The 26,856-nt window shown below is 70.0% G+C and carries 27 protein-coding genes; 9 read left to right on the top strand and 18 right to left on the bottom strand.

Features of this window, described 5'->3' with window-relative positions; translation table 11 throughout:
* Positions 1 to 4 precede the first annotated feature (4 nt).
* The 8 genes from ACWPQI_RS23495 to ACWPQI_RS23460 all read right to left on the bottom strand — a co-directional run bounded on the left by ACWPQI_RS23495 (position 5) and on the right by ACWPQI_RS23460 (position 9,769).
* The gene (locus ACWPQI_RS23495) at positions 5 to 1,063 is read right to left on the bottom strand and encodes an MBL fold metallo-hydrolase (RefSeq protein WP_017680115.1); all 1,059 of its coding nucleotides are present in this window, start codon (positions 1,061 to 1,063) and stop codon (positions 5 to 7) included.
* Positions 1,060 to 2,622 (bottom strand): long-chain-fatty-acid--CoA ligase, encoded by a 1,563-nt coding sequence (locus ACWPQI_RS23490; RefSeq protein ID WP_017680114.1) that lies wholly within the window; start codon positions 2,620 to 2,622, stop codon positions 1,060 to 1,062. The genes ACWPQI_RS23495 and ACWPQI_RS23490 overlap by 4 nt, the downstream gene beginning before the upstream one ends.
* 273 nt (positions 2,623 to 2,895) lie before the next feature.
* Entirely contained in the window at positions 2,896 to 4,179 is a 1,284-nt protein-coding gene (locus ACWPQI_RS23485; protein WP_040269938.1) for a TerD family protein, read from the bottom strand.
* 17 nt (positions 4,180 to 4,196) lie between these two features.
* Complete coding sequence (locus ACWPQI_RS23480; RefSeq protein WP_052455226.1) at positions 4,197 to 5,054, bottom strand: hypothetical protein; 858 nt, start codon at positions 5,052 to 5,054, stop codon at positions 4,197 to 4,199.
* A gap of 35 nt (positions 5,055 to 5,089) precedes the next feature.
* Complete coding sequence (locus tag ACWPQI_RS23475) at positions 5,090 to 6,196, bottom strand: cysteine protease StiP family protein (RefSeq protein WP_040269933.1); 1,107 nt, start codon at positions 6,194 to 6,196, stop codon at positions 5,090 to 5,092.
* Positions 6,193 to 7,464: a phosphoribosyltransferase family protein gene (locus ACWPQI_RS23470; protein ID WP_082061193.1), complete on the bottom strand. Its 1,272-nt coding sequence runs from the start codon at positions 7,462 to 7,464 to the stop codon at positions 6,193 to 6,195. The genes ACWPQI_RS23475 and ACWPQI_RS23470 overlap by 4 nt, the downstream gene beginning before the upstream one ends.
* A complete protein-coding gene (locus ACWPQI_RS23465) occupies positions 7,461 to 8,651 on the bottom strand; it encodes an HpcH/HpaI aldolase/citrate lyase family protein (RefSeq protein ID WP_474738524.1) in 1,191 nt (396 codons plus the stop codon). The genes ACWPQI_RS23470 and ACWPQI_RS23465 overlap by 4 nt, the downstream gene beginning before the upstream one ends.
* Entirely contained in the window at positions 8,648 to 9,769 is a 1,122-nt protein-coding gene (locus tag ACWPQI_RS23460; RefSeq protein WP_040269979.1) for a hypothetical protein, read from the bottom strand. Before ACWPQI_RS23460 ends, ACWPQI_RS23465 begins: the two co-directional genes overlap by 4 nt.
* Before the next feature lie 233 nt (positions 9,770 to 10,002).
* Here ACWPQI_RS23460 and ACWPQI_RS23455 point away from each other — a divergent pair, with 233 nt between their 5' ends.
* From ACWPQI_RS23455 to ACWPQI_RS23440, 4 genes are all read left to right on the top strand, one after another.
* Complete coding sequence (locus tag ACWPQI_RS23455; protein ID WP_017680109.1) at positions 10,003 to 10,578, top strand: TerD family protein; 576 nt, start codon at positions 10,003 to 10,005, stop codon at positions 10,576 to 10,578.
* 124 nt (positions 10,579 to 10,702) lie between these two features.
* The gene (locus ACWPQI_RS23450) at positions 10,703 to 11,791 is read left to right on the top strand and encodes a DUF475 domain-containing protein (RefSeq protein ID WP_040269929.1); all 1,089 of its coding nucleotides are present in this window, start codon (positions 10,703 to 10,705) and stop codon (positions 11,789 to 11,791) included.
* An 81-nt stretch (positions 11,792 to 11,872) separates the two neighbouring features.
* The gene (locus tag ACWPQI_RS23445; RefSeq protein ID WP_010594096.1) at positions 11,873 to 12,553 is read left to right on the top strand and encodes a TerD family protein; all 681 of its coding nucleotides are present in this window, start codon (positions 11,873 to 11,875) and stop codon (positions 12,551 to 12,553) included.
* 111 nt (positions 12,554 to 12,664) lie between these two features.
* The gene (locus ACWPQI_RS23440; protein ID WP_474738523.1) at positions 12,665 to 14,692 is read left to right on the top strand and encodes a TerD family protein; all 2,028 of its coding nucleotides are present in this window, start codon (positions 12,665 to 12,667) and stop codon (positions 14,690 to 14,692) included.
* Between the two features lie 46 nt (positions 14,693 to 14,738).
* Here ACWPQI_RS23440 and ACWPQI_RS23435 read toward each other — a convergent pair whose 3' ends face one another.
* Positions 14,739 to 15,740, bottom strand: a complete 1,002-nt coding sequence (locus ACWPQI_RS23435) for an MBL fold metallo-hydrolase (protein WP_064065632.1) — start codon at positions 15,738 to 15,740, stop codon at positions 14,739 to 14,741.
* Positions 15,741 to 15,865: 125 nt separating this feature from the next.
* Here ACWPQI_RS23435 and ACWPQI_RS23430 point away from each other — a divergent pair, with 125 nt between their 5' ends.
* Positions 15,866 to 16,870, top strand: coding sequence for an NAD-dependent epimerase/dehydratase family protein (locus tag ACWPQI_RS23430; protein WP_064065633.1), 1,005 nt, complete (start codon positions 15,866 to 15,868; stop codon positions 16,868 to 16,870).
* Between the two features lie 6 nt (positions 16,871 to 16,876).
* Here the strand turns inward: ACWPQI_RS23430 and ACWPQI_RS23425 are convergent, their stop codons facing one another.
* From ACWPQI_RS23425 to ACWPQI_RS23400, 6 genes are all read right to left on the bottom strand, one after another.
* On the bottom strand, positions 16,877 to 18,706 hold the full coding sequence (locus tag ACWPQI_RS23425) for a TIM barrel protein (protein ID WP_474738522.1): 1,830 nt from the start codon (positions 18,704 to 18,706) through the stop codon (positions 16,877 to 16,879).
* Between the two features lie 142 nt (positions 18,707 to 18,848).
* Entirely contained in the window at positions 18,849 to 19,307 is a 459-nt protein-coding gene (aroQ, locus tag ACWPQI_RS23420; RefSeq protein WP_003938779.1) for a type II 3-dehydroquinate dehydratase, read from the bottom strand.
* 55 nt (positions 19,308 to 19,362) lie between these two features.
* Positions 19,363 to 20,358, bottom strand: a complete 996-nt coding sequence (locus ACWPQI_RS23415) for a LacI family DNA-binding transcriptional regulator (protein ID WP_308072098.1) — start codon at positions 20,356 to 20,358, stop codon at positions 19,363 to 19,365.
* A 127-nt stretch (positions 20,359 to 20,485) separates the two neighbouring features.
* On the bottom strand, positions 20,486 to 21,427 hold the full coding sequence (locus ACWPQI_RS23410; RefSeq protein WP_235593874.1) for an aldo/keto reductase: 942 nt from the start codon (positions 21,425 to 21,427) through the stop codon (positions 20,486 to 20,488).
* 112 nt (positions 21,428 to 21,539) lie between these two features.
* A complete protein-coding gene (locus tag ACWPQI_RS23405) occupies positions 21,540 to 21,962 on the bottom strand; it encodes a MerR family transcriptional regulator (protein WP_017680104.1) in 423 nt (140 codons plus the stop codon).
* 131 nt (positions 21,963 to 22,093) lie between these two features.
* Positions 22,094 to 22,357, bottom strand: coding sequence for a hypothetical protein (locus ACWPQI_RS23400; protein ID WP_304563239.1), 264 nt, complete (start codon positions 22,355 to 22,357; stop codon positions 22,094 to 22,096).
* Here ACWPQI_RS23400 and ACWPQI_RS23395 point away from each other — a divergent pair.
* The 3 genes from ACWPQI_RS23395 to ACWPQI_RS23385 all read left to right on the top strand — a co-directional run bounded on the left by ACWPQI_RS23395 (position 22,329) and on the right by ACWPQI_RS23385 (position 23,476).
* A complete protein-coding gene (locus ACWPQI_RS23395) occupies positions 22,329 to 22,511 on the top strand; it encodes a hypothetical protein (RefSeq protein ID WP_003938777.1) in 183 nt (60 codons plus the stop codon). The two genes, ACWPQI_RS23400 and ACWPQI_RS23395, sit on opposite strands and share 29 nt — an antisense overlap.
* An 86-nt stretch (positions 22,512 to 22,597) precedes the next feature.
* A complete protein-coding gene (locus ACWPQI_RS23390) occupies positions 22,598 to 23,128 on the top strand; it encodes a DinB family protein (RefSeq protein WP_010594088.1) in 531 nt (176 codons plus the stop codon).
* Between the two features lie 159 nt (positions 23,129 to 23,287).
* Positions 23,288 to 23,476 carry a hypothetical protein gene (locus tag ACWPQI_RS23385; protein ID WP_003938775.1) on the top strand — a complete coding sequence of 63 codons (189 nt, stop codon included), beginning with the start codon at positions 23,288 to 23,290 and terminating at the stop codon, positions 23,474 to 23,476.
* Positions 23,477 to 23,619: 143 nt separating this feature from the next.
* Here ACWPQI_RS23385 and ACWPQI_RS23380 read toward each other — a convergent pair whose 3' ends face one another.
* Genes ACWPQI_RS23380 through ACWPQI_RS23370 form a run of 3 tightly spaced genes read right to left on the bottom strand, consistent with a single transcriptional unit; the run spans position 23,620 to position 26,059 of the window.
* Positions 23,620 to 25,236: a solute symporter family protein gene (locus ACWPQI_RS23380; protein WP_017680100.1), complete on the bottom strand. Its 1,617-nt coding sequence runs from the start codon at positions 25,234 to 25,236 to the stop codon at positions 23,620 to 23,622.
* Positions 25,233 to 25,568, bottom strand: coding sequence for a DUF485 domain-containing protein (locus ACWPQI_RS23375; RefSeq protein WP_017680099.1), 336 nt, complete (start codon positions 25,566 to 25,568; stop codon positions 25,233 to 25,235). The genes ACWPQI_RS23380 and ACWPQI_RS23375 overlap by 4 nt, the downstream gene beginning before the upstream one ends.
* Entirely contained in the window at positions 25,565 to 26,059 is a 495-nt protein-coding gene (locus tag ACWPQI_RS23370) for a nuclear transport factor 2 family protein (RefSeq protein ID WP_017680098.1), read from the bottom strand. Before ACWPQI_RS23370 ends, ACWPQI_RS23375 begins: the two co-directional genes overlap by 4 nt.
* A 122-nt stretch (positions 26,060 to 26,181) precedes the next feature.
* Between ACWPQI_RS23370 and ACWPQI_RS23365 the strand changes: the two genes are divergently transcribed.
* Positions 26,182 to 26,784 carry a TetR/AcrR family transcriptional regulator gene (locus ACWPQI_RS23365; protein WP_026137610.1) on the top strand — a complete coding sequence of 201 codons (603 nt, stop codon included), beginning with the start codon at positions 26,182 to 26,184 and terminating at the stop codon, positions 26,782 to 26,784.
* Positions 26,785 to 26,856: the final 72 nt, after the last annotated feature.

Genomic DNA, 26,856 nt, shown 5'->3' with positions numbered 1-26,856 from the left:
TCGCTTATCGTACGGGGGTGGCCACGGCCGGCGTCCAGCGGTCCGGATCGGTGCCGCATCCGGTGACCACTCCCCGGTCGGCGAGAACCAGCAGGTGGGCGTCGGTCTCGCGCACCGCGAGCCGGCGCAGCCGCGGCGACATCGTCTCGAACGGCCGGGACCACGAGATCCGGGTGGAGACCTCCCATGCCGTGGATCCGGGATGCCGGGAGACGACGTCGGCGATCTCGTCCAGCCGTTCCTCGTGGTGGCCGAGCAGCGCCTGCGCCCGGGAAGCGACACCGCGGAAACGGTATTCGTGCGCGGGGAAGACCTCACCGTCGGGCAGGCCGACGGTGGCGTGCAGCGACAGCAGGTAGCGGTGCAACGGATTCGGCAGCTCACCCGGGATGGTGGAGATGTTGGGGCTGATGCGGGGGAGCATGTGGTCGCCGCTGAACACCAGTTCGTGGGTGTCGTCGACGAAGCACAGGTGACCGGGGGTGTGGCCGGGCGTCCACACGGCGCGCAGATCCCAGCCGGGCAGGTCGAGGGGGGTGCCGTCGTCGAGTACGACGTCGAGCGATTCGCGCGGCCCGAAGCGGACCAGTTCCATGACCTCGCCCGATCGGACCTCCTCGGGCGCTCCGAGCCGGGCCAGCTGCCGGGCCCACGACGCGGCGTACCCTTCCCGGTCCGTCGCGGTGTGGTGGCCGAGCAGCGACGCGTCGGCGGCGTGCATCGCCAGCGCGGCACCGCTGACCTCGCGCAGCCGCGGCGCCAGACCGAAATGGTCGGGGTGCAGATGGGTGATCGCCGCGAACCGGACCTCGGTGACGTCGTGCCCGGTCTGCCGGATCCCGTCGACCAGGGCCTGCCAGGACTGTTCCGAGTCCCAGCCGACGTCGATCAGGGCCAGGCCGTCGGGCAGGGCCAGGGCGTAGACCAGCACGTAGCGCAGCGGATTGTTCGGCATGGGCACGGGAATCGACCACAGCCCGGGCCGGACCTGCTCGACCGGCGGCAGCTCACCGCGCCGCCACGCCTCCTGCTGCACGACGCCGACGACCTCGACCGCCGTCATGACACGTCCTCCGCGAGGCTGTCGCGCAGCGTGCGTTTGAGGATCTTGCCGCCGGCGTTGCGCGGCAGCTCGCTCACGAAGTGGATGCGCTGCGGCTTCTTGTAGGAGGCGAGCCGGCCGATGGTGAACGCGACCAGTTCGCTCGCGTCCGGCGCGGCGGTACCGTCGGCCACCCGCACGACGGCGGTGACGGCCTCGCCCCACTTGCGGTCGGGCACCCCGATCACGGCGACCTCGGCGACGGCGGGATGCTCGGCGAGCACCGACTCCACCTCGATCGGGTAGACGTTCTCGCCGCCGGTGATGATCATGTCCTTCACCCGGTCGGTGACGAACAGGAAGCCGTCCTCGTCGAGGTGGCCGGCGTCGCCGGTGCGCAGGAACCCGTCGTCGGTGAACAGCGCCGCGGTCTCCTCCGGGCGCCGCCAGTAGCCGGACGTGTTGTGCCGGGAGCGGCACACGATCTCGCCGGACTGTCCGACCGGCAGGTCCTCCCCGGTCACGACGTCGCGGATGGCGATCTCCACCCCGGGCATCGGGCGGCCCGCCGAGCGCAGCAGGTAGGAGCGCGGACCGGTCGGGTCGTGGTCCTCGACGCGCAGTGCGGTGACGGACCCGCTCGTCTCCGTCATCCCGTAACGCTGGACGAAGCCGCAGCCGAGGGTGCGCACGGCGCGCCGCAGCATCGTCGGGGTGACCGGGGAGGCGCCGTAGAAGATCAGCTGCAGGCTCGACAGGTCGAACGAGTCCAGGTCGGTCAGGTCGAGCAGCATCTGCACGGTCGCGGGCACCAGGAACGCGTGGGTGATGCCATGCTGCTCGACGAGCGAGGCGACGGTGCGCGGATGGAACTCGCCGAGCAGGACGGCGTGCACCCCGGCGGACAGGCAGGTGCTCAGCCAGCCGGCGCCGGCGATGTGGAACAGCGGCATCGCGTTCAGCGCCACCGACTCGGGCTGCCAGTGGTAGATGCGCTGCCCCTCCTCGTCGTTGTGGAGGTTGCGGTGCGTGATGAGCACGCCCTTCGGCGTGCCGGTGGTGCCGGAGGTGTAGAGCTGCAACAGGACCGCGTCGGGATCGTCGCCGCGGCCGGGATCGTCGTCCGTGCCGCTACCGGCGAGTCGTTGCCACGTCCACGCCCCCGGCAGCAGCTCGTCGCCGGGTTCGGCGTCGACGAGGACGACGGGCAGGCCGGGCAGCGCGGCACGGATCGCCTCCGCTGCCGCGGCGAACCCGGATTCGACGACGAGCACGTCGAGTTCCGCGTCCTCGGCGATGCGGGCGGCCTCCGCCGGGGTGAGCCGCCAGTTCAGGGGGACGAACACCAGCCCCGCCTTCCCGCAGGCGACGAACGTCTCGGCGGCCTCGAGGCGCATGCGCAGCAGGGCCCCGATCCGCCCGCCGCGCCGGGCCAGCCCGTTCAGGGCGGTCGCGACCCGGTTGGTGCGCCCGTCGAGCTCGGCGAAGGTGACGGTGGTGTCGCCGCAGGTCAGTGCGAGTGCGTCCGGCCGTTCCGCCGCGTGCTGCCGGACCCGCTGCGGAAGGTGCAGACCGCTCACATCACACTCCTCGTTCCGTTCGGCGAGCGCCTCGATGCCGGGCCCGCCGTGCCCGATCAGTCGACCACCGCCGCGTCGAGGGGACAAAGTCCAAGATCCACAGCGACCGATAGCGAGTGCCTATGTCGGGGGTCGGGCAGTGGGCGACTGTCCCTGCGCGTAGAAGTGCTTCTTGCGCGGGTACGGACGCGCGCAAGGAGCACAACCCCGCGCGGATGTCCGGTTCGACCCCGGGCTCAGCGCCCCAGCGCCGTGAATCTCCCCGTCACGGCGTCAGGACACCAGGAACCGGCCGAGTTGCGGCGCGGCCTCACCGGGATGCTTGGCCTGGATCCCCTCGCCGATGGCCTGGAGCTTCCAGTCCTGCCCCTGCCGGTACACCTTGGCCATCACCATGCCGGTGAACGGCATGCCGCCCTGCAGGGTGTAGCGGGCCAGCTCGGCGTTGTTGGTGCCGTCCACCAGCCGGCAGAACGCGTTCGCGACCTGCTCGAAGGTGTGGCCCTTGTACGAGGTGACGATGAACATGACGGTCGTGATGTGGGCGGGTACGCGGGTGAGGTCGACGAGCACGACCTCGTCGTCGCCGGCGCCCTCGCCGGTGAGGTTGTCGCCCTGGTGCTGGATCGAGCCGTCCTTGGAGCGCAGCTGCCCGTAGTACGCGACGTCGACGAGATTCTGGTCGGCGAACAGCACAGCCGACGCGTCGAGGTCGATGTCGGCGGCACGATTGCCGAACAGGCCCCGCTTCGCGACCGGGTCCCAGCCCAGCCCCATGCGCAGGTAGGTCAGGGCCACGCCGCCCTCCTTGCGGAGGGTGACCTTCTGGCCCTTGACGAGGCTGACGGGCCGGCTCTTGGTGAGGCTGACCTCGGGCTGGGCGTCCGGCGCCGGTTGCGGCGCGGAGGCCTGCACGTACGGCTGCGGCGGGGCCGGCTGCGGGTAGGGCTGCGGGGCGGTCGCCGGCGGGGTGGCGTAGGCCGGCGGGACGGGCGGCGCTGCCGGGGGTGCAGGCGGGACGGGCTGCGCCGGTTGCGGGGCGGCGGCCGGCGCGTCGTCGACGCTCACGCCGTGGTCGGTCACGAGGGCGGCGAATCCGCCCGCGTAGCCCTGGCCGACGGCTCGGACCTTCCAGGTGCCCTGCCGCCGGTACAGCTCGAGGGCGATCACGATCGACTCGCTGCTCAGGCCGTCGATCCGGTACTCGTAGAGGACGGTGCCCGCGGTGTCGGCGACCCGCGCGGTCGGCGGGGCGAAGCGGCCGAAGCTGCTCGACGCGTCGTCGAGGGTGATGACCGCGCGCACCTGGTCGATGTCCGCCGGCACCTGGTTCAGCGACACGGCCAGCGAGGCGGCCTGTCCGGGAGCGCCCGGCACGAGCCGCACCCCCGGCCCGGTGGGCTGGTTGAAGAAGACGAAGTCGGCGTCGGAGCGCACCTTGCCGTCGGGCTTGACCAACAGGGCAGACAGGTCGGCCGGGGTGGTCAGCTCGAGCGAGACGACGACGTCGGTGGCGGTGAGGGGGCCGTTCTGACCCTTGGCGAGAGATACGGGCACGGGTGGGGTCCTCACTGTTACTGGAAACTCGGTCTCGGGAAACTCGGTCTCGGGAAATGCGGGGCGTCATTGTCACTGTACGAAGCCGCGCCGATCCGGGCGGATCGGGCGAACCAGGCGAGGATCTCCTCGCCGGCCCGGATCCCCGCCTGCCGGGTCACCGTCAGTGTCGGGTGCCGCCAGTCCAGCGCCTCGAGTTCGCCGTGGCGCGGCCGGATCGCGGCGTCGGCGGCGGTCAGCATCTCGGCGTCGAGCGCGCCGTCCCCGGCGGCGAGTACGACGGCGTCCGGGACGAGCGTGCCGTCGTCGACCAGACGTCGGCGGACCTCGGCGACCGCGCGGCTCTTGCACACCGCCGACGGCATCGTGTACAGCTTGCGGCCCTGCTGAGACGCGTTCCATCCGCGGCGCCGGCACCAGTGGTCCCATTCGTCGAGGAAGCCGACGGGCTGCGCGGCGACGTCGATCACGAGATAGCAGAACAGTTCGTCGGCGACCCGGAACTTGTGCACCCAGTCGTCGGAGATGCGGCGGCGCAGTTCGGCGGTGACCTCGTCGAGTCCGGCGCCCTCGGTGCGCACGGCCGTGTCCACTGCCTGCCGCCAACCGGCGTCCGGTACCCCGTCGGCGAGGATCATGCCGCCGTTGCTGGCGATCGCGTACCGCCACGGCGCCCCGGGCAGGTCGATGCGCCGGAACTGCTCCGGGGTGCGCGTGGTGGTCGGCACCACCACCGCCGCCGCGGTGAGGTCGCGCAGGCGCTGCGCGGATGTGACGGTCACGTACGACAGGGGTGCGCCGTCGTAGTGCTCGACGCACACCAGATCGCCGTCGGGGACAGGTGATTCGCCCATCGCGGCGCGTGAGTAGATCATCGTGCGGTCGAGATCGGTGGCGACGAGGGTGGTGGTCACGGCAGATCCTTGATCAGGCCCATGCACGAATATGCCAGGTCGGGAACCACGTCCACCGGCACGTCGCGGGCGGCGGCGAGCATCCGGATGTGCGCGTGCTCCTCGGCGTCGGCCTCGCGGACCAGCACCCGCCACGGCACGCGCCGCAGCAGCACCCGGGTGGTCTCGCCGACACCGGGTTTGACGTAGTTGACAGTGGAGATGCCGTACTCGGCCCGCACCTTCTCCACCGACTCCCAGCCCGCCCACGTGGGGGTGCGATCGGAGTGCAGGATGTTCCCGGCGGCGGTGACCGCGGCCTCCCGGTCGCCGAACTCGGCCGCCACGGTGTCGAGGAGGACCGCCGAGACGTCCTCGCCGGCAAGTTCGGCGTAGAACTTGGCGCCGTGGAACTCGCCCGGGCCGATCAGGGTTTCGTTGAGGACGGTGCGTGAAACCAGTCCGGATACAGTGGAATTCAGGCACGCCGAGGCGATGAGGAAGTCGTCGCGGGTGCCGTAGGTCCGCACGCAGTACCCGGGATCGGCGAGCACGGCGAGGTCGTCGGAAAGCTCCGGGCCGCCCGCGGCCCGGTACTCGGCCAGGGCCGCCGTGAGTTCGCGGGCGATGGCGCCCTTGCCGGTCCAGCCGTCGACGAACACCACCGAGGCCGGATCGTGTCGTGCCGTCACATGGTCGAGGGCGGCGAAGTCGATACCACGGCCCCGCACGATCGACACCGCGTAGTGCGGCAGGTTCAGCCCGTGGTGCCGCTGCGCCCAGCGACGGATCAGGATCCCGACGGGAGTGCCTGCGCGGGCCAGCGATACGAGCGTCAGGTCCCGGCCCCGTTCGGCGAGCAGCAGTTCGGTCACGGTACCGACGGCGTGGGCGAGGCGCCCCGCCGTCGCGGCGAGCACCTTGTCGAACAGCTCGCGGTAGGCGGCATCGGGTTGGTACTCGATCGGCAGCGACTCGGCGTAGTGGGCGAGGCCCGCCTGGATGCGGCGCTCGCGTTCGGCGACGTCGGCCTCGAGTGCGACGTGCGAGAGGTCCTTGAGGAGCCAGCTCACCTCGTCCGCGGCGTAGGAGCCGAAGCCGGGCCCGGTCAACGGGGTCGTCATCGGCCCTCCCGGTCGGCGCGCAGCACGGCGGGATCGGTGGCGGGCACGACGGCCACGACGACGTCCTCCCCGGCGGCTGTCAGCACGTCGAGCAGCCCCCCGTCGGCGCGCAGACGGTCGGTGTCGGCGGGAGCGTCCACCACGAGCAGCAGCTGTGCGCGTTCCCCCTCCGGCCACCGCGCGTTGTAGAGGTAGCGCGGGACGTCGTCCGGTTCGGGTGCGGTGAAGGTGAATCCGCGGCGCAGGGGGTAGCCGGGCACGTCCCGGACGTATGCGGGGGAGCGGGTGGTGGTCTGGAATCGCGTGGCAACCCCCCTGCCGGCGAGCGCGTCGGCGATGCGCAGCGGCAGGTACATCAGTTCCTCGTGACCCACGACGACGACCGGGCGTCCCGGGGTCAGGGCGGTGGTCACGGCGTCGGTGGCGCGGTCGATCGCGGTGTCGAAGGCCGTGGTGTCGGTGCGCAGGAACCCGTGCCGGCCGCCGTCAGGCACGGTCGCCGGCCACGGCAGCGTGACGAAGTCGACGGTGCCGCGTTCCGGCGCAACCGGATTCAGGTCCGGGTCCGGTAGCGCGCCCACCCGCTCGGTGAGTCCGCCGGGAAGAACGGTGTGCCCCGTCGCAAGGCTCACGTGGTCGATGCGGACACCGAGCCCGGTGGCCGCCTCGGCGACGGCGCGACGGTGTTCGGCGGTGCGCATGTCCACCAGCGACGCGACGACGTACCGGGCGCGGGGACTGTGCCGGTGCAGGGCCCGGATGGCATCGACCGCAGTTGCCCCGGTGGAGATCTCGTCGTCCACCAGGACCAGCGGCGCGTCGTTGGCGAACAGTTCCGGCGACGTCGGCTGGAGCAGGTGCGACGTGGCGTGCGAGTGGCCCTCCTCGAATCCGGCGAAGGTGCCGGCGCCGGGCACGTCGCGGCGGGTGGAGTGCAGGTAGCAACGTGCCCGCAACCGGCTCGCCACGCAATGGCCCAGTCCCGTTGCGGTTTCCGCGAAACCGAGGACCACCGCATCGGACGCGGCGGAGCCGAGCAGGTCCGCGACGAGATCGCCGAGCCGGTCGCCCGCGCCGATCACCGCGGCCGGTTCGGTGGGGATGTGCTTGCCGAGGACGGTGGAGACCAGCAGGTGCGCGCGACGAGGATTGCGGCGCAGTCCCGGCACGACGAGGTCCGGCACGGTGTCGCCGGTGGCCGACGCCAGGTGTTGCAGCTCGAGCCCGAACTGTTCCGTCGCCCAAGGCGACCGCACTCCGGTGATCACCGGTCCACCAGTGCCGTCAGCAGGTCCACGAAAGTCACTCCCTTGTTGGTGACGCCGAACACCGACGCGCGCAGCAACGTCTGCTCCGCCCAGGTGCGGTGCGGGCGCCGCTCGTTCATCTTGTTGCGGTATCCGGAGGCCTGTACGCCGCCCGCGTCACCGCCGAGGATGTCGATCGCGTCGTGGTACTCCTCGTGCGTCACGGCGGACAGCGCGTGCACGGCCGCCACGTGCGAGGGGTGGATCACGGTCTTGCCCTGGATGCCGTTCGCCCGGTCCAGGGCGATCTCCCGCAGCAGGCCGTCGAGATCCCGGCTGACGAGCTGCTGCCGGAACAGCACCGCGTCGTGCTCGGCGAACGGCGTGGCCCGCAGCATCGGGCGGAACATGCGCTCGTGATCGGCGAAGTACTCCCAGACCGGACCGGTGATGACGAATCCGGTGCCGTCGGTGCGGCCCAGGTAGTTGACGACGTCGGCGATGACGTCGACCACGACCCGCACGTCGTAGATGGTCAGGTCGCAGTCGCGGCGGATGCCGAAGGTGCCGCACATGTCGGTGGCGCCGATCCGCACGGCCAGCACGCGGTCGCGGTGCCCGGCGAGGAGCGCGGCGATCTGCTGGAGTTCGCCGTCGCGGGTCTGCCGGTGCACCAGCTCGGCGGATTCGAGCACCGGCATCGCGTACAGCGGCTTGCCCAGCCGTTCCGAGGCCGCAGCCACGGCGTCGAGGAACGCCGGACCCGACGCCGCGGTGAACTTGGGCAGGACGAATCCGGTCAGCGCGGCGACGCCCGGTCCCAGGGTGTCGGCGATGCGGTCGACACCGTCGGGGGTGCGCACCCGGACGAACAGCAGCATCGTCGCGGCGGCGGTGCCGGCGAGTGCGTCGAGGGTGGCGACCGCGTTGCGCAGGCCGTCCTCGACCTCGTGATCGGCGACGGCGTCCTCGAGGTCGATCACCATCGAGGCGACGCCCTCCCCGCTGCGGCGCGCGACCGTGGCGGCGAGATCCGAGCGGGTGGCGGGCACGTACAGGGTCGCCCCGAGCGCGACGGCGAGCCGCTCACGCTCGTCGGCATCGGAGAACGGTTGCGGCGGATGCAGGAACAAGGTGTCCCGGGTCGCGCCGTCGAGGTGGTGGAAATGATGCATCGTGCGCATGTCGGTGAAGGTTCCCCCACTCATACCTCGTCCGTTCGTCCTCTCATTCGTTGCACCACACCGGCGATGAAGCGCGAAACGGCGTCGAGCTCCCGGACGTACGCCCAGTAGTCGGGGTGTACTCCGGTGAGCGAACCGACTGCCCTGTCGATCCGATCGAGCTGCGCGTCGAGCACCGAACCCCATTCTGCGGTCAACCCCCGTTGGACCGCGAGTTGTTGCGCGTCGCGCAGACGGAACCGTACCTGCTCCACCTTCGCGGCCGGATCACGGCGGACCTCGCGGAGGACGGACAGCCGGTCGGTGACGGCGTCGACGTACCGTTCGGCCTGGGTGAGCGATGCCCGGGCCGCCGCGGTCAGCTCCAGCGCCTGTTCGGGCCGGTTCGCGGCCGCTGCCGTTCGCGCCGCGGACACGTCGGCGTCGGCCCGGTCGAGGAACTCGCGGGCGGCGCGTTCGTTGCCGGCCAGGTCGGCCGAGCTGGCGGCGTTGAACTCGCGCAGCAGCGCCGAGAACGCCGGCGCCAGGCTCTCGGCGCGGGTGCGGACCGCAGACAGCCGGGTGGTGACCGATGCCACAGCCTTCCGGGCGGACTCGGCTCGGTCCGGTGCCTGCGCGAGGGCGCGGCGCAGGGCGGTCGCTGCCTCCTCGGCTCGTCGTGCCGCGGTTCGGACCGCCCCGGTTCCCACGGCCGAATCGAGCGCCCGGATCTCCGCGTCGAGCGTGTCCGCCGCGGCCCGCACGGACGGGTAGTCGGCGTATGCCGCCTGCTCGGGTGCGGTCACCAGTGCCGCCGCCGCCTGCGCCTCGGTTCGGACCTGCCGGGCGAGCTGCGGCACGGTCCGGGCCACCGCGACCGAGTGCTCGAGGTGCGCGCGGTGGCGGTCGTAGAACTCGTCGAGGGTGCGGGTGGCGAGACCGATCTGCTGCAGGGCCTGTTCGTAGGCCGGGGCGGGGGCGAGCGGATCGGACGGTTCGGTGCGGGAGAGGTGCAGGTACGTTTCGGCCGCGCGGTAGCACGCTTCGCGGACGGGTTCCCACTCCCGCCGCAGGCCGCGCTGCGGGGTGAGTTCGTGCGAGGCCGTGACCCCGGCCTCGGCGACGGACTGGCGCCGGTCCATGTCGAGGAACGCGGCGACCATCGCGTCGTAGGCGCGCAGCGCCACCGGATCGTCGGTGCTCCCACCGCCGAAGAGGCGGCGCGTCCATCGGCTCGCCACGCCCCGAATGGTACTGGTCCGCGCCCTTCGGTCCCGTGTGCATGCGGAGCGCGGGGGCGTGGGCGCGCATCAGCTATTAGGGTGGTGGGACACGCGCAAATCGGGCGTGCCCGCCCGGGCACCTCGTCCGGACCGACAGATCGAAAGGACCCCGCATGGGCGTCAGCTTGACCAAGGGCGGCAACGTTTCCCTCACCAAGGAAGCGCCGAACCTCACCGCCGTGGCCGTCGGCCTCGGCTGGGACATCCGCAGCACCACCGGTGCCGACTTCGACCTCGACGCCAGCGCGATCGCGACCGGCGCCGACAAGAAGGTGGTCTCGGACCAGCACTTCGTCTTCTTCAACAACCTCAAGTCCCCGGACGGCTCGATCGAGCACATCGGCGACAACCGCACGGGCGAGGGCGAGGGCGACGACGAGGTCGTCAACGTCGACCTGACCGCCGTGCCGGCGAACATCGAGAGCATCTTCTTCCCGGTCTCGATCTACGACGCCGACTCCCGCAGCCAGTCGTTCGGCCAGGTCCGCAACGCCTACATCCGCGTCGTCGACCGTGCCAACGGCAACGAACTGGCCCGCTACGACCTGTCGGAGGACGCGTCCACCGAGACCGCCATGGTCTTCGGTGAGCTGTACCGGCACGGTGCGGAGTGGAAGTTCCGCGCCATCGGCCAGGGCTACGCGTCCGGTCTGGCGGGCATCGCCCGTGACTACGGCGTCAACGTCTGACGTTCCTCCGGACCCCGGATCCGGCCCCCGGCTTCATCGCCGGGGGCCGCTTTCCTTGGGTCACCGATAGTTTGCTGCAGTAACCACCCTGCACCGCCCGATCCAGACAGAAAGGCCACGCTTCGTGGTTCTGCGCATTTTCGGCATATCGTTCGCCGTCACCGTCGTGTCTCTGGTGGTCGCCTTCCTCTACGGCGGACCCCAGGCACTGTTCCTCGCCGCGATCCTCGGCGTCCTCGAGGTCTCGCTCTCGTTCGACAACGCGGTCATCAACGCCACCGTACTGCAGCGGATGAGCGAGTTCTGGCAGAAGATCTTCCTCACCATCGGCATCCTCATCGCCGTGTTCGGCATGCGACTGATCTTCCCGCTGCTCATCGTGTGGATCGCCTCCGGCCTCGGTCCGGTGGAGGCACTCGACCTCGCCCTGAACCCACCGCCGAACGACGCCGCGTACTTCCCCGACGGAAGTCCCAGCTACGAGACCATCATCACCGAGGCACACCCGCAGATCGCCGGCTTCGGTGGCATGTTCCTGCTGATGCTGTTCCTGAACTTCATCTTCGAGGAACGTGAGATCAAGTGGCTCGCGTGGCTCGAGCGTCCGCTCGCGCGGGCCGGCAAGCTCGACCAGCTCGAGGTCGTCGTCGCGTCGGTGCTGCTCGTGCTGACCGCTACGATCCTCGCCCCCGAGGACAAGGTCGCCACGGTGATGATCGCCGGCGTACTCGGCATGATCACCTACATCGCCGTCAACGGCCTCGGCGAGATGTTCCACATCCCCGAGGAAGGTGAGGAAGAAGCCACCGGCGGGCCCACCCAGTTGGCCAAGGCCACCGGCAAGGCCGGATTCTTCCTGTTCCTCTACCTCGAGGTGCTCGACGCGTCGTTCTCCTTCGACGGCGTGATCGGCGCGTTCGCCATCACCTCCGATCCGATCATCATTGCGCTGGGCCTCGGCTTCATCGGCGCGATGTTCGTCCGCTCGATCACGGTGTTCCTCGTCCGCAAGGGCACCCTGTCGGAGTACCGCTACCTCGAGCACGGCGCGCACTGGGCGATCGGTGCGCTCGCGTTCATCCTGCTGTACTCGATCGGCCATCACGTGAACGAGATCATCACGGGTCTGGTGGGGGTCGCGCTCATCGGCGCGGCGTTCGCCAGCAGCATCCGGCGCAATCGTCAGGAGACGAAGGCGTCCGTCGCCGCCTGACCGCACGACATCGACGGGAACCCGCGATCGGTTCGCGCGATCGCGGGTTCCCGTTCTCGTATCCAGGGAAAGGTTCCACCCATGGCAATCGATTACACCCGGCCCCCGAAGAACCCCGGCGACAGCACGGGCGGAGTCGACCCGAGCAAGATCAGTCTCACCAAGGCAGCCCCGACGGTCGATCTCGCCAAGTCCGGAAGCGGGATCACCCTGGTGAACCTGAACTGGTCACAGACCGGATCTCCGACCCCACCGAAGAAGGGATTCCTCGCCAAGCTCACCGGCGGCGCAGCGGGCCGCGGCGTCGACCTCGACCTCGGCTGTCTCTACGAGCTCGCCGACGGCTCGAAGGGTGTCGTCCAGGCCCTCGGCAACAGCTTCGGTGCGCTGCAGAAACCTCCGTTCATCGCGCTGGACGGCGACGACCGCACCGGCGCCGTCTCCGCCGGTGAGACCATGCGCATCGACCTGGGACAACCCGAACGATTCCGCCGGATCCTGATTTTCGCGATGATCTACGAGGGCGCCCCGAACTGGGCGGCAGTAGACGGCGTCGTCACCCTGACCCCGCCCTCCGGGCCGCAGATCGAGGTGCGCCTCGACTCGCCGAACAACGGTGCACGGATCTGTGCCATTGCGATGCTGCAGAACACCGGCCGCGAGATCAGCGTCTCGCGGCTCGTCGAATACGTCGACGGCAGCCAGTCCGACCTCGATCGTGCCTACGGCTGGGGCATGAACTGGGCGCCGGGCCGCAAGTAGCGCTGTCGACCGAGGGCGGCACTTGGTTGCAACGAATATCGGGCCGGCAGCGATCCCTTCAGGGGGCCACGCCTTCGTGTAGACCGACACCGACGACTCAGGGAGCTTGCCGTGACATCTCCGATTCTGTCCAAGGGACAGAACATCGCTCTGCCGAGTGAACTGTCGCAGATCGACGTGGTCGTCGGGTGGGCCGAATCGGAGGTCGAGGTCGATGCTTCGGCGCTGTTGCTCGGGTCCGAAGGAAAGGTGCGCTCGGACGAGGACTTCGTCTTCTACAACCAGCCGGAGTCCGCTGACGGGTCCGTACGGTTCCTCGGCACGAGTACAACCGAGGAGGGAGTGCAGGCACGGATCGCTGTAGTTCTCTCGGACGTGCCCGCCGACGTACACACCGTGGCGCTCGCCGGAAGTGTCGGTACCGGGAGCTTCGGAGACCTGGGGAAGCTCACCCTGCGAGTGGTCGACCCTTCGGGTCGTCCGGTGGCGGAGTACATGACGGCAGATGCGACCAGCGAAGCCGCCTTCGTTTTCGGGGAGATCTATCGACGCAACGGAGAATGGAAGGTACGTGCAGTCGGACAGGGATGGGATTCCGGTCTGGCCGCGCTCGCCACGGATTTCGGCGTCGACATCGACGAGGAACCGGAGGAACCGGCGCACGACTCCGGTTCCTCCGTCACAGTGCCTGAATCCACTCTCGTCGACGGCGGGGTCGCACCGACTGCTCCGGTCGCGGATGTCGTCGAGGACCGTACCGTCACACCTGCCGCGCCTGCGACGAAGCGGCGCGGGGTACGAACCGCCAGGCGAGCTGCCGCGAAAGCGAAGCCGATCGAGTTAAAGCTCGCAGAGCACGACGCGTGGCAGCCCGCGCGACTCTTCTCCGTAGCCGGAGTAGGCGGAGGCGAAGAGCAGGAACGCAGGGCAACGTCCGCGCTTGTGGCGACTATGCAGGCGGTACGTCCTTTTGCCCGTGCCATCTGCTCCCGAGTCGGGGCGCCGGCAGGCGCGTTCGAGGGTTACTGCGAAGTGCAGTACGCCCAGGGCGAGTCGAAGGTGATTCCCGACGCCGTGCTGAAGGTGTCGCGTGGCGCCAAACTCTGGACAGCGCTACTGGAGGTCAAGACGGGGAACGGCAAACTCCGACGGGACCAGTTGGAGAACTATCTCGACGTCGCGCGGAAGAACAAGTACGACGTTGTCGTCAGTCTGTCGAACGACATCCCTGCCAGTGCAGGCGAGCTTCCGGTCGAGGTCGACCGCCGCAAACTCGCCAAGGTGGCGCTGCGGCATCTGTCCTGGTCCGAGGTAGCGCACGAAGCTCGCATGCTCTTGTCCCACGGGGGTATCGACGATGCACTGCAGACGTGGGTTCTCGGCGAGTTCCTCCGCTACCTGGACCACCCTCGATCCGGTGCGGCCGAATTCGTCGACATGGGTCGCCATTGGGTAGGGGTCCGGGATGCCGTGGCTTCAGGAACTTTGCGTGCGGGTGACAAGAAGGCCGCAGCGGTGGCGGATACCTGGGTGTCTCTGGCACGGCATCTGTCACTCCGGTTGACCGCTGAATTGGGCGTGACTGTCAAACATGTTCTGCCTCGTCGGTACGGCAACGACCCGAGTGCGCGGAACGCCTACTTCGCAGAGAAGCTGGCGTCCGAGGGCACTCTCGAAGCTCTTCTCCGTATTCCGGAAACGGCCGGCGATCTCGTAGTAGTAGCCGATCTCCGAACCAACCGCATTCGGTGCCGGACCACCATCGACGCTCCTGACGAGGGCACTTCGGCACGTCGCCTGGCCTGGTTGCTGAAACAGCTGAAGGACGCACCGGGTGATGTCCAGGTGGAAGCAGTGTTCTCCGAGCGCGGCAACGAGACCTGTGAACATCTCGACGCCGTCCGTGCGGATTCCAAGATCCTGACCGAAGGGAGGGACGGCCGGATCGTCAGTTTCACCCTTCAGCAGAGCTTTCCCATGGGAGGCCGACGGTCGGGAACCGCCGCCGGGTTCATCACCAGCGTGACGTCGTCCACCGATGCGTTCTACGCCGGTGTCGTCCAGCCACTGAGGGGATGGGTGCCGGCAGCGCCCAAGCCCGCGCCTCTGGGCGAACCGGTTGCTCCCGATCTCGAATGAGCACGAGAGAGGGCTCGTCGCTCGGTTCGACCTGTCAGCGTGCCCGTCACCGCGTGACGGACGACTCGCGTAGCAGCGTCTCGGCGTCGGCGAACGCCCCGGCCCGTCGCGCGACGGTGGGCGGCGCCGGGGGATGCCCGCCCCACCCGTGGAACAGCGTGCTCAGACTCAGGACGATCCGCTCCGGGTGGATCCAGTCGCCCCACCGGACGAATTCGGGATCGCGTACCAGCCGCCGGGCCGCCTCGAGCGGCCCGGCGCCGCGCGCGTGCTGTTCCCGGCCGGCCTGCTCGAGCCACACCCAGTAGGCGCGCAGTTCGCGGATCTCGTCCGGTCCGCACAACGGTCCGTGGCCCGGCACGTAGGCGTCGGCGTCCAGCGCCAGCAGCCGATCCATCGCGGCAATCCAGTTCTCGAGCGGCCCGTGCCACAGAATCGGGGTCGAGCCGACGAACAGCAGATCGCCGGCGAAGACCACGCCGGCGTCCGGCACGTGCACGATCGCGTCCCCGGCGGTGTGGCACGGCCCGAGCCGTTCCAACGCCACCGGACGTTGTCCCACCTCGAGCCGCAGACCGGTGTCGAAGGTGTGGTCTGGCAGCCGGGGCGACCGCCACGGCAGGTGGGCGCCGCCCGGAATCCGGCGCATGTAGGCGGCCGCGGCGCCGACCCGGCCGGGCACCGCGCCCAGCCACCGGCCCGCCGTCGCCAGCGCCGTCACCGCGGCCGGCGGCAGATCCTCGCGCATGCCGCGCAGCGCGGCCGCACTGGTCGTGATGCGGGTCGCCGCCGGCAGCGTGTCGTTGCCCCACCAGTGGTCGCCGTCCGAGTGGGTATTGACGGCCTCGGTGATCGGTGCCCGCGCCACCAGCGGCTGCTGCGCCTCCGCGATCCGGCGCGCCAGACGGGTGTCCCACGCGGTGTCCACCACCAGTGACGCCGTGCCCGCATCGACGACGAGCCCGGTGTTCGCCTCGCCCCAGCCGCCCGGCGCCCGCACGAACGCCCACACCCCGTCGCCGATCTGCGTCGATCCACCGTCGTCCACGATTCGCCCCCTGTCCACGGTCGCGGAGAGTCTAATGGCAGGCGCCGGACCGGAGGTTTGCTCCTCGACCGGCCCGGGAACGCGGTACGGGTCGCACGGACGACGGCACGAGCGAGGGGATTCTCATGGGCACGACAGTTGCGGTCACCGGACCTACCGGCGAGATCGGCAGAGCCGCCGTCGCGGCCCTCGAACAGGATCCGCGCATCGACCGGATCCTCGGCATGGCACGAAGCCCGTTCGACCCGGCCGCACACGGGTGGACCAAGACCGAGTACCGGCAGGGTGACATCCTCGACCGCAGCGCCGTCGACGCCCTCGTCGCGGAGGCCGACGTCGTCGTGCATTTGGCGTTCGTCATCATGGGTTCGCGCACCGAGAGTCACCGGATCAACATCGCGGGCACCCGCAACGTCTTCGAAGCCACGGTCGCCGCGGCCCGGCCGCGACGCCTCGTGTACACCTCGTCCGTCGCCGCGTACGGCTATCACCCCGACAATCCGACCCCGCTCTCGGAGGACGTGCCCACCCGCGGCTCGCACGAGCACTACTACTCCGAACAGAAGGCCGAACTCGAGCGCGTCCTCGGCGAGGTCACCCGCGGATCGGATCTCGAGGTGTTCGTGCTGCGGCCGTGCATCGTCGCGGGACCGAACGCGACCGCCCTGGCCGACGCCATGCCGTGGCGGCAGCTCGCCGAGCACGTGCCCGAGACCGTCCGCCACGCCGTCGGTGCCCTGCCCCTGCCGCGCCCGGTGTTCCCCGACCCCGGCCATCCGCTCCAGCTCGTGCACCACGACGACGTGGCGAGCGCCGTGGTCGCGGCGGTGACGTCCGACGGGCCGCCCGGCGCGTACAACATCGCCGGGGAGGGGGTGGTGTCGCTGTCGGAGGTGGCGACCGCGCTCGGCGCCCAGCCGATCCGCGTCCCCGCCGCGGTCGCGACGGCGGCGTCGGCCGTGGTGGCGCGGCTGCCGTTCATGCCCTCGATGATCGAGTGGATCCACACCGGCCGCACGTCCGTCGTGATGGACACGACGAAGGCCCGGACGCAGCTCGGCTGGCAGCCGCGCTACACGGGTGCCCAGACCCTCGCGGCACTCGCGCAGGCGGTGGGTGAGGCCCGGTAGCGGCGGTCAGCGTCGCGCGGCCGCATGCGCGGCCATGCGGATCGGGGCGTTGACGGTGCCGTGACCCCGGTAGCCGCCGCGCCGCTGCACCAGTTCGAAGAACACCCGGGCGCTGACGACCTTGGTGAACACCTGGAACAGCTCGCCGCCGTCCTCGTCCCGGTCGTAGAGCACGTTGTATTCCCGAAGGGCGGCAAGTAGTTCCGGATCCGGGGCCAGGCGCGCATCCAGATCGTCGTAGTAGTTGCGGGGGATCTCGAGCACCGGCGCTCCCGAATCGCGCAGGGCGCGGGCAGATTCCACTGCATCGTCGACGCCGAACGCGATGTGCTGGGGGTGCCGCACGCCCGGCGCCCATTCCCCGCGCCGGAGGACGGGGGCGACCAGGCCGACCTCGAAGCCGTCCGCGGCGAGGACGCGGCTGCGCACCAGGCCGAACGGCCCCGCGTATTCGGCGGACTCGGCGTCGGTCAGGCCCAGCACCGAGCGGTAGAACAGCGTGGCCTCGTCGAAGCGGTCGTAGGCCTGGGTCAGCTCGACGTACTCGGTGCACCGCACGCCCACCGCCGTCGACGGCGTCGTACCGGTGGGACGGAAGTCGTTGCGCCAATCGGCGGTACCGTAGTCTCCGGACGACAGGAACAGGGCGGTGCCGTCCGGGGAGACCACCGCGGACAGCGGTGCCTCTCCGGGGCCGACGACCCGTGCCAGCTGCGGTGCCAGCAGCTCGTGGGCGTGCCGGGTGACGGCGCCGACGTCCGCGACCTCGATCCCCAGAGCCGTGACGGCCGCGCCCTCGGCCGCGCTGTGGGCGGGGTTCGAGGTGTTCACCAGCACCCGCGCGTCCCCCTGCTCCCACAGCTCCACCGGCTTGCTGTGATGCCGGCCCGAGTGGGTGAAGCCGAGCGAGGCGAGAGCCGCACGGACCGGCTCCGCGGCGGTGGGCGGGGTGCTGATCTCCGTGAACGCGTGCCCACGCACCTGCACCGGGTCGGGGTCACCGTCGAGACGCAGTTCCAGATCGAGCAGCGAGCGCATCGCGTCGGTCGCCGTCGGCACCGGCGCCGACTGGCGGAACACGTCGTTGAACACCTCGAGCGAGAGCGGACCGGTGTAACCGGCCGCGAGGACGTGCCCGACGAGCCCGGCGAGATCGAACTCGCCCTCGCCCGGGAACACCCGGTAGTGGCGACTCCACTGCAGGACGTTCATGTCCATCTCCGGTGCGTCGGAGAGTTGCAGGAAGAAGATCTTCTCGCCCGGGATGTCCGCGATGCCGGCGACGTCCTTGGTGCGGGAGAAGATGTGGAAGCTGTCGAGACACAGGCCGAGGGCCGGATGGTCGGTCCGGCGCACGATCTCCCACGAGCGTTGCCAGGTGTTCACGTGGCGGCCCCACGCCAGGGCCTCGAAGGCGATCCGCAAACCGCGCTGCGCCGCCGCATCCGCCAGTTCCCGCAGCTGCGCGGCGGCGAGGTCGACGTCGTCGACGGTGTGCGGCGAGACCGACGAGCACACCAGCACGAGGTCGGTGCCGAGTTGTTCCATCACGTCGAACTTGTGCCGCGCGCGGCGCATGTTGCGGGCGTGGATCTCGGCCGGGACGGCCTCGAAGTCGCGGAAGGGCTGATACAGCGGGATGCTCAACCCGAGCTCGGCGCAGCGCTCGCGCACTCCCGCGGGCGTGAGCGGGGAGCCGAGCAGGTCGGGTTCGAACAGTTCGATGCCGTCGAAGCCGGCGTGGGCGGCGGCGACGAGCTTGTCCTCGAGGGTGCCGGACAGGCACACCGTGGCAATTGCCTTGGCGCGCTTGGTTCCAGGACGGGGATGGGTCATGGTCGGGCTCCTCCACGACGGCCGCCTGTGCGGGCGACCGCGGAATCGGGGACCGGTACGCCGGGGCGGGTTCGCCCCGGCGGTATCGGTTCGGACGGCTCGCTGCGGGTCACGCGCGCGAGGGGGTCGGTGACGGCGCCGGTTACGCCTGCGTCGTGCGCTGGGCGACGAGTGCGCGCAGCGCCCATTCGTAGCCGGCGACGCCGAGGCCGACGATGATCCCGGAGGCGACCGGGGAGATGTAGGAGTGGTGGCGGAACTCCTCGCGGGCATGGACGTTGGAGATGTGCACTTCGATGAGCGGCACGTGCGCGCCCTTGATCGCATCGTGCAGGGCCACCGAGGTGTGCGTGTAGGCACCCGCGTTGAACACCACGCCCAGGGATTCCCCGCGGGCGACCGCGGCGCCCGCGTCGTGGAGCGCATCGATCAGGACGCCTTCGTGGTTGGACTGCCGGAAGTCGATGTCGACGCCGAGTTCCTTGCCGACGTTGCGGCACAGGGTCTCCACGTCCTCGAGGGTCTGCGCGCCGTACACACCGGGCTCGCGGGTGCCGAGCAGATTGAGGTTGGGGCCGTTGAGTACGAGCACCGAGGTCATGAACGAATCTCCTTCGTTTTCTTCGAATTCCGAGGCAGTGCCCCGAAACGGTCTGTCAGCCGACGGGCAGGCCGGCGGTCACGGTGCTCGAACGCACGACGAGGTGGGTGCCGAGTTCCACGGGTCCGGCGTCCGGTGTGGTCTTTCCGTCGAGTACGTCGCACAGCAGATCGATGGCCGCCACACCGGCCTCGTCGAATGCCAGATGCACGGTGGTCAGCGGCGGCGAGGTCATCTCGCAGAACCACGAGTCGTCGAATCCGACGACCGAGTAGTCGCGGCCCGCGCGCAGTCCGTGCTCGGCGAAGCCCTGCATGAGGCCGACGGCGGCCTGATCGTTGTACGCGACGACGGCCGTCGTGCCGGCGTCGACCAGTTCGTCGGCCGCGTTCCGGCCCGCGGCGACGAAGTCGGGCTCGAGGGGGCCGAGCACCGTGCCGGTGATGCCCCGGGCGGCGCAGGCCGTGGTGAAGGCGGTCAGGCGCCGCCGCTGGGCGAGCCAGTAGTCGGGACCGCCGAGGTATGTGACGGCGGTGTGCCCGGCGTCGGCGAGGTGGTCCACCGCCTGGGACATGCCGTCGTCGGAGGTCAGCAACACGGCGGGCAGCTGCCCGCAGGTGTGGTTGACCAGCACGACGGGGGTGACCCGTGCGAGATCCTCGAGGTCGGCGTCGGACATGCGGGGGGCGATGAGCACCAGTCCGTCGACCTGCCGGGCGATCGCCCGGACGAGGTCGAGTTCGTCGGCGGACCGTCCTTCGCCCGCCGCGACGAAGAGGGAGTAGCCGCGCTTGCGCGCCCGGTCCTGCGCGGTTTCGACGGCGGGACCGAACACGGGATTGCGGATGTCGGGGACGAGGAAGCCCAGGTTGTGGGTGCGGCCGAGGGCGAGCGAGCGGGCGGTGGGATTCGGGGTGAAGGACAGTGCCTCTGCCGCGGCGAACACCTTCGCGCGGGTGTCGGGACTGACCGCTTCCGGCCGGGAGAACACACGGGAGACCGTGGCGGTCGAGACGCCGGCGCGCGCCGCGACCTCGCGAAGCGTCGCCATGGGTCCTCCTCCGGGGTGGGGTCCCCCCACTGTGCAAGCGGTTACATCGCTTTGTCAAGGGTGGATGTAATCGCTTGCACGGAGGATCGGCGTGGGCGTCGCCCGTCCCCGGCGGGCGACGCGTCGCTCACGCGTCGATGCTGGACATGTCCCCGTAGCGCGCCCCGGCGACCGCCTCCCGGGGCACCGCCGACTCGATCGCGCCCAGCACCTCCGCGGTGAGCGACACGTCCACGGCCGCGATGTTCTCCTCGAGGAAACGCACCCGCTTCGTCCCGGGGATGGGGACCACGTCGTCACCCTGAGCGAGGACCCATGCCAGTGCCAGCTGACCAGGGGTGCAGTTCTCGGACCGGGCCAGGCGGCGGACGGCGGCCACGAGCGCCAGGTTCGCCTCCAGCGCCGCACCCTGGAATCGCGGGAAATAGGCGGTGCGGCGAGAATCCGAGCTCTCGAGATCGGACGGTGCCGTGATCGCGCCCGTCAGGATGCCGCGCCCGAGCGGCGAATACGGCACGAGCCCGATGCCGAGGTCACGCAGAGTCGGCAGGATCTCGTCCTCGATGTCGCGGGTGAACAGCGAATACTCGGTCTGCAACGCGGTGATCGGGTGGACGGCGTGGGCCCGGCGGATCGTCTCCGCGGATGCCTCCGACAGACCCAGATGGCGGACCTTCCCGGCCTGCACCAGTTCGGCCATCGCGCCGACGGTGTCCTCGATCGGCACGGTCCTGTCCACACGGTGCTGGTAGTAGAGATCGATGTGGTCGACGCCGAGGCGGCGGAGCGACGCGTCGCAGGCCGTGCGGACGTACTCGGGCCGGCCGTTGACGCCGAGGCGGGTGCCGTCCTCGGCGCGCTCGTTGCCGAACTTGGTCGCGAGGACCACGCGGTCGCGGCGATCCGCGACGGCGCGGCCGACGAGCTTCTCGTTGGTGAACGGGCCGTACATGTCGGCGGTGTCGAGCAACGTCACGCCGAGTTCGAGGGCCCGGTGAATGGTGGCGACGGCATCGGCCTCGTCCCCGGTGCCGTAGAACTCGGACATGCCCATGCATCCGAGCCCCATCGCCGAGACCGTCAGCGGCGACGCGGTGCCGAGCGTGCGGGTGCCGAGTGGGGGCCGAGAGGTGTTGTTCGTGGTCATGGCGTCGAGTCAAGACCTTCGAGTGCGCTCGAAGTCAAGCGCGAGCGCTCTCGCACGGTCCGTCGTCGAGGCCGCTCGTCCGGGAGAGGTAGATGTCGATCTTGCCGTCGATCGCGGCGAGGTGCTCGGTCACCTCGTCGAGCTGGGTGAGCACCCGCGCCCGGTGCGCGCGGAGCAGCGCGAGGCGGTCCTGTTCGTTGCCGCTGCCGGCCCGGCAGAGGGCCGCGTACTCGCGGATCTCGCGGATCGGCATGCCCGTCGCCCGCAGCCGGGTCAGCAACACCACCCAGGAGAGGTCGTCCTCGGTGTAGAGCCGGTAGCCGGAGGAGGAGCGGCCGATCTCGCGCAGCATGAGGCCGTCGCGCTCGTAATAGCGGAGGGTGTGGGTGGTCAGACCGGTGCGCTCGGCGGCCTCGGCGATGGTCGCGACGGTCGTCGCGGAAGGGGCGGTCGTCATGGCTTCATGATCCGCCTCGGGGTGGTCCTGCGCTCCGCAGGCGATCCGGGGTGGCCCCATCGGCACCACAGGGTGCCTGTCGCGGCTCCGGACGGCGGCCGACGATGGGCGAACCCCGTCCCGCACCATCGTCAGGAGACCGCCATGAAGACCCGGATCCGCACCACCGTCGCGGTCGTCGCGACCTTGTTCGCCGTCGTCGTCGGTACCACAGGCGCCGCGAACGCCGCCACTGCGAGCCCGTCCGTCAGATGCGGCCACGTGACCATCCACTGCCCGAGCTGAGCGCGGCCGGCGTCGGGGACGTCGCCGTCCCCGGCGCCGCCCCCGTCGGCGCCGGGTGCGGCCCTCCGCGATGATGAGCAGATGATCGAGACACCTGTGATCGTGGGCATCGTGTCCATCTGCATCGGATTCGTGCTCTTCGTGCTCGCCGCGAGCGGAACCCGCGGCGGATGGAACCGGAAGCTGACGATCACGCTGTTCGTCCTGTCGGTCCTGTTCCTGACCCTCGTCCCGGTGACCGGCGCGGTCTTCTTCGCCACCTGACTTCCGATCGAGGACCGAACTCGTCCGCATTCCCGCCTACCGTCGTCGTAGCAGGAGAATCGATCTCACGAAGGGCGGAAAACGAGATGACCGAGCCGACCGGAGAACGCGCCGACATCCTCGACATCCTGGCCGAACAGCGGAAGACGTTCCTGATCACCCTCCGCGACCTCGACGACGAGCAGGCCCGCACCCGCAGCACCGTCAGCGAGCTGACCCTCGGTGGGCTGCTCAGGCACGTCGCGACCACCGAGCAGCACTGGATCGACACCATCCGCACACTCGACGACACCGCCGAGTTCGACATGGAGTCCGCGATGGAGCAGTACTTCATGCGCGACGACGACACGGTCGCCGGACTGCTCGAACGGTACGAGGCGATCGCGAAGGAGACGGAGGCGTTCGTCGCCGGCCTCGAGGACCTCGACCTGCCGGTGCCGCTGCCGACCGCGCCGTGGGCCCCGGAGCGGCAGTGGTGGAGCGCCCGGAAGGTGCTGCTGCACATCATCCGGGAGACCGCCCACCACAGCGGCCACGCCGACATCATCCGCGAATCCCTCGACGGCGCGAACACCACCAGGCAGCAGGGCGCCGACGCGGGGATGACCTTCGAGTAGCCGAGTCGTCGCTGCGCCGCGCGCCGCGGTGCTCGATGCGCGCGTGAGGACGCGCGCAGGAAGCACTTTCGGGCGCGAGGTCGCCGCCGAATCGCGGCGATCGGCGACACGCGGTCGGATGTCCTTGGTGCTCGCGGTTTCCGGGAGCAGTATCGGCCCATGTCGGCACTCTGGGACGAAGACGGCCGCGTCGCCTGGGAACTGCACGCGTCCGGGTGGGACTGGGAACAGATCGGTCGCGAACTCGCGTGCCCCGAGCACATCGCCCGCGAGATGTGCGAGAGACACGGCGCGGTGCTCGCGGAGCAGGCGCAGCAGGACCATCCGACGCTGTTCGACCTGCCCTGACATGACGGGCACCCGCACTCGCATCGCCCGGGTGCGGGTGCCCGTCGTCGTCAATGGGCGGTCGTGACCTCCGCCCCGTCGTCAATGGGCGGTCGTGACCTCCGCCCCGTCGTCAGTGGGCGGTCGCGACCTCCGCCCCGTCGTCAGTGGGCGGTCGCGACCTCCGCCCCGATGCCGGTCTCGGCGCGCACGAGCATCTCCGCGAACTTCTCGTCCTCGTGTGCGGAGCGTCCGCGCCGATTCTCGGCCACGAGTGAGCCGACGACGCACGCGGCCAGGCCGAGCGGCATGGTGACGATCACCGGCAGCTGGATCGTCAGGGGGGCCGGTCCGCTGCCGAGCCACAGCGCCTCGGTGAACATGAGACTGACGACGGTCGAGATCAGGCCGGTGAGGATTCCCCACACGGCGCCGGTGCTGTTGAAGCGCCGCCAGTTCAGGCTGAGCACCAGCGACGGCAGGTGGGCGCTGCCGGCCACCATGAACGCCATGCCCATGAAGTAGGTGATGTTGGTGTCGTCACCGATCAGCATGGTCAGCACTATTGCGACGACGCTGAATGCGACGGCACCGAACCGGGCGACGCGGGCCTGCGCGTTCTCCTCGCGTGTGCGCGCCGCGACGTCGAGTTCGTCCACCGGCGGCGTGCGGGTCAGCGCCGGCCAGATGTCGCGGGCGAAGGTGCCCGCGGCGGAGATCACCACGCCGGCGACGACGGCGACGATGCTCGCGAAGGCGACCGCCGCGACCATCGCGAGGGCGATCGAGCCGCCGATCGTGCCCACGCCGCCACCGAGTTCGGTGACGAGCACGGGCGCCGCGAGGTTGCCCCCGGCGCCGACCCGATCGGCGCCCTCGTCGCCCAGCAGGGCGGCGGCGCCGAAGCCCATGACGATGACGATGAGGTAGAACATGCTGCACAGCGCGACGGTCCAGCCCAGCGAGCGCCGGGCGGTGCTCGCCTCGGGGACGGTGAAGAAGCGGATCAGGATGTGCGCCATGCCCGCGGTGCCGAGCGCGAACGCCAGCGAGTACGACACGAGGTTCAGCGCGCTGGTCTGCCCGAAGATCAGGCCGGGGGACAGGACGGCTTCGCCCGCGACCGCGTGGTCGGTCGCGGTGTCGAGGACCTTCGGGAAGCTGAACCCGAACTGCGCGAGGATGCCCAGGCCGACCGCGACGGCGAGGACCGACAGGATCGTGGACTTGATGACCTGCACCCACGTGGTGGCGAGCATGCCGCCGACGAAGACGTAGATGCCCATGAGGGTGCCGGCGACGATGACGGACAGCCAGAACGGGATGCCGGAGACCGACTCGAGCAGCACCCCGGCCGCGACGAGTTGCGCGAGCAACACGAAGGTGCCGGTGGCGATGGTGCTCAGTGCCACGACGATTCGCACACTGCGTGCCTCGGTGCGGAACACGAGCACATCGGCGAGGGTGTACTTGCCCACGTTGCGCATCTTCTCCGCGAGCAGGAACAGCACGGGCAGGAACGAGACCACCGAGGTGCAGAGGATGACCGCACCGTCGACGCCCTTGTAGAAGATCAGGCCGGTGGTGCCGAGAAAGCTTCCGGCCGAGATGAATTCACCGGCGATCGCGAAACCGTTCTGCCAGCTCGAGATCGAGCGGCCGGCGGCGAAGAACCCGTCGGCGCTGCGGGCCCGCCGGGACACGGCGAACGTGACCCACAGGGTCAGCGAGATCACCGCCGCGCAGATCGCGATGGCGAGGTAGTCGGCGTCGCCGGTCATGCCGCACGCTCCTGGTTCTCGAGGACGGCCGCGACGGCGGCGTCGGCGGCGGGCTGGATGTAGGTGCGGGTGAGCCGGAAGTAGGCGTAGACGAGCACCCACGTCCCGGCGAACTGGGAGAACACGACCCACAGCGAGAGGGGCACGCCGAGCAGTTCGGTCTCGCCGAGGAAGCCGGGGAAGTAGGCGAAGCCGACGAGGAAGGACGCGAAGAGGACGATCGCGAGGCCGCCGAGGGAGTTGGTCACGGTGCGCCGACGGCGGCGCAGTTCGACGACCTCGGGCAGGGCGAGCATCGCGCTCCAGGTCGGTTGCGTGCGCAGTTCGGTCACGGTCGCACCGCCGCGCGCCGCGCCGTCTCGAGCGCGAACAGGTTCTCGTCCCAGCCCTGTTCGAGCGGGCCGAAGAAGTGGAAGCGGACCTGTTTGACCCGGTAGCGCCAGCGGCCGTCGACCTTGACGACCTCGTCGGTGTAGCGGCCGGCGGCGATCGCGGGGGCGCCGTCGGTGACGCAGGGCTGCCACAGGAACGACCGCACGGTGGCGCGGTCGCGGTCGAGGTCGATCTCCATGTTCGTGATGAAGTGCCAGAACGTCGTCAGTCCGCCGGCGGCGAGGCCGGCGAAGAACTCGCGCATCTCGGCCTTGCCGCGGGGACGGGACAGGCCGTCGAACTCGCCGTCGTCGGTGAACAGGTCCATCAGGGCGTCCCAGTCGCCGTCGTCGAGATGGCGGCAGTAGCGGGCGTCGAGCGAACGGATCGCCTCGAGGTCCTCGAGGCGGGCGATCCGCTCGGCGAGCGTGAGATCGGGGAGGGTGGTCACAGTGCGTCCTTCGACGAGGTGGTTAACGCATGTTCATATGAGGTGGACCATAAACGGAGCGCAATGGACACGTCAAGACGGCCTTCTTGCTGGTCGCGACCCGGACCTCTACCCTGCACCTCATGAACACTCGATCGGGCACGGCCCTGGTGGGCGTCCGCGAACGGATCCTCGACGCGGCGCTCGACGAGTTCTTCGCGGCCGGTTTCCACGGCGCCACGATGCGCACGATCGCCAACCGTGCTGGTTGCAGCGCCGCGAACGTCTACAACCACTTCGAGAACAAGTCGGAGCTGCTCGTCGAGATCCTCCGCGCGGCCAGCGACGAGCAGTTCACCGCCACGCGTACCGCCCTGCGCAAGGCCGGCCCCGATCCCGCCGAGCAGTGGCGGACCGCAGTGGTGGCGCATGCGCTGTTCACCGCCCGCAACCCGCGCGAGTGCCTGGTGGCGAACACCGAGCTGCGGTACTTGGGCGAGGTGGACCGCAAGCGGGTCGTGGGCTCGCGCGACGCCCAGGAGCAGCTGTTCGTCGACATCGCGGAAAAGGGTGTCGAGCTGGGCGTCTTCGAGGTTCCGCACGTGCATCAGGCGGTGACCGCCGTGCTGACGATGTGCGCCGGGATCCCGCTGTGGTTCCGGCCCGACGGGCCGCTGAGCGCCACCGAGGTGGCCGGCGACTACGGCCGGTACGCCCTCAACCTGCTCGGCTACCGCCCGTCCTGAACCGGCCGTTGACGCGTGGTCGGCGTCGTGCTCTACTGGGTGAACAAGCGTTAATGACCAGATTCTGGTTCA

The sequence above is a fragment of the Rhodococcus sp. LMD genome (assembly GCF_056108245.1).
The sequence above is the reverse complement of the archived record's forward strand: the minus strand, read 5'-3'. Positions and strand labels throughout refer to the sequence as shown.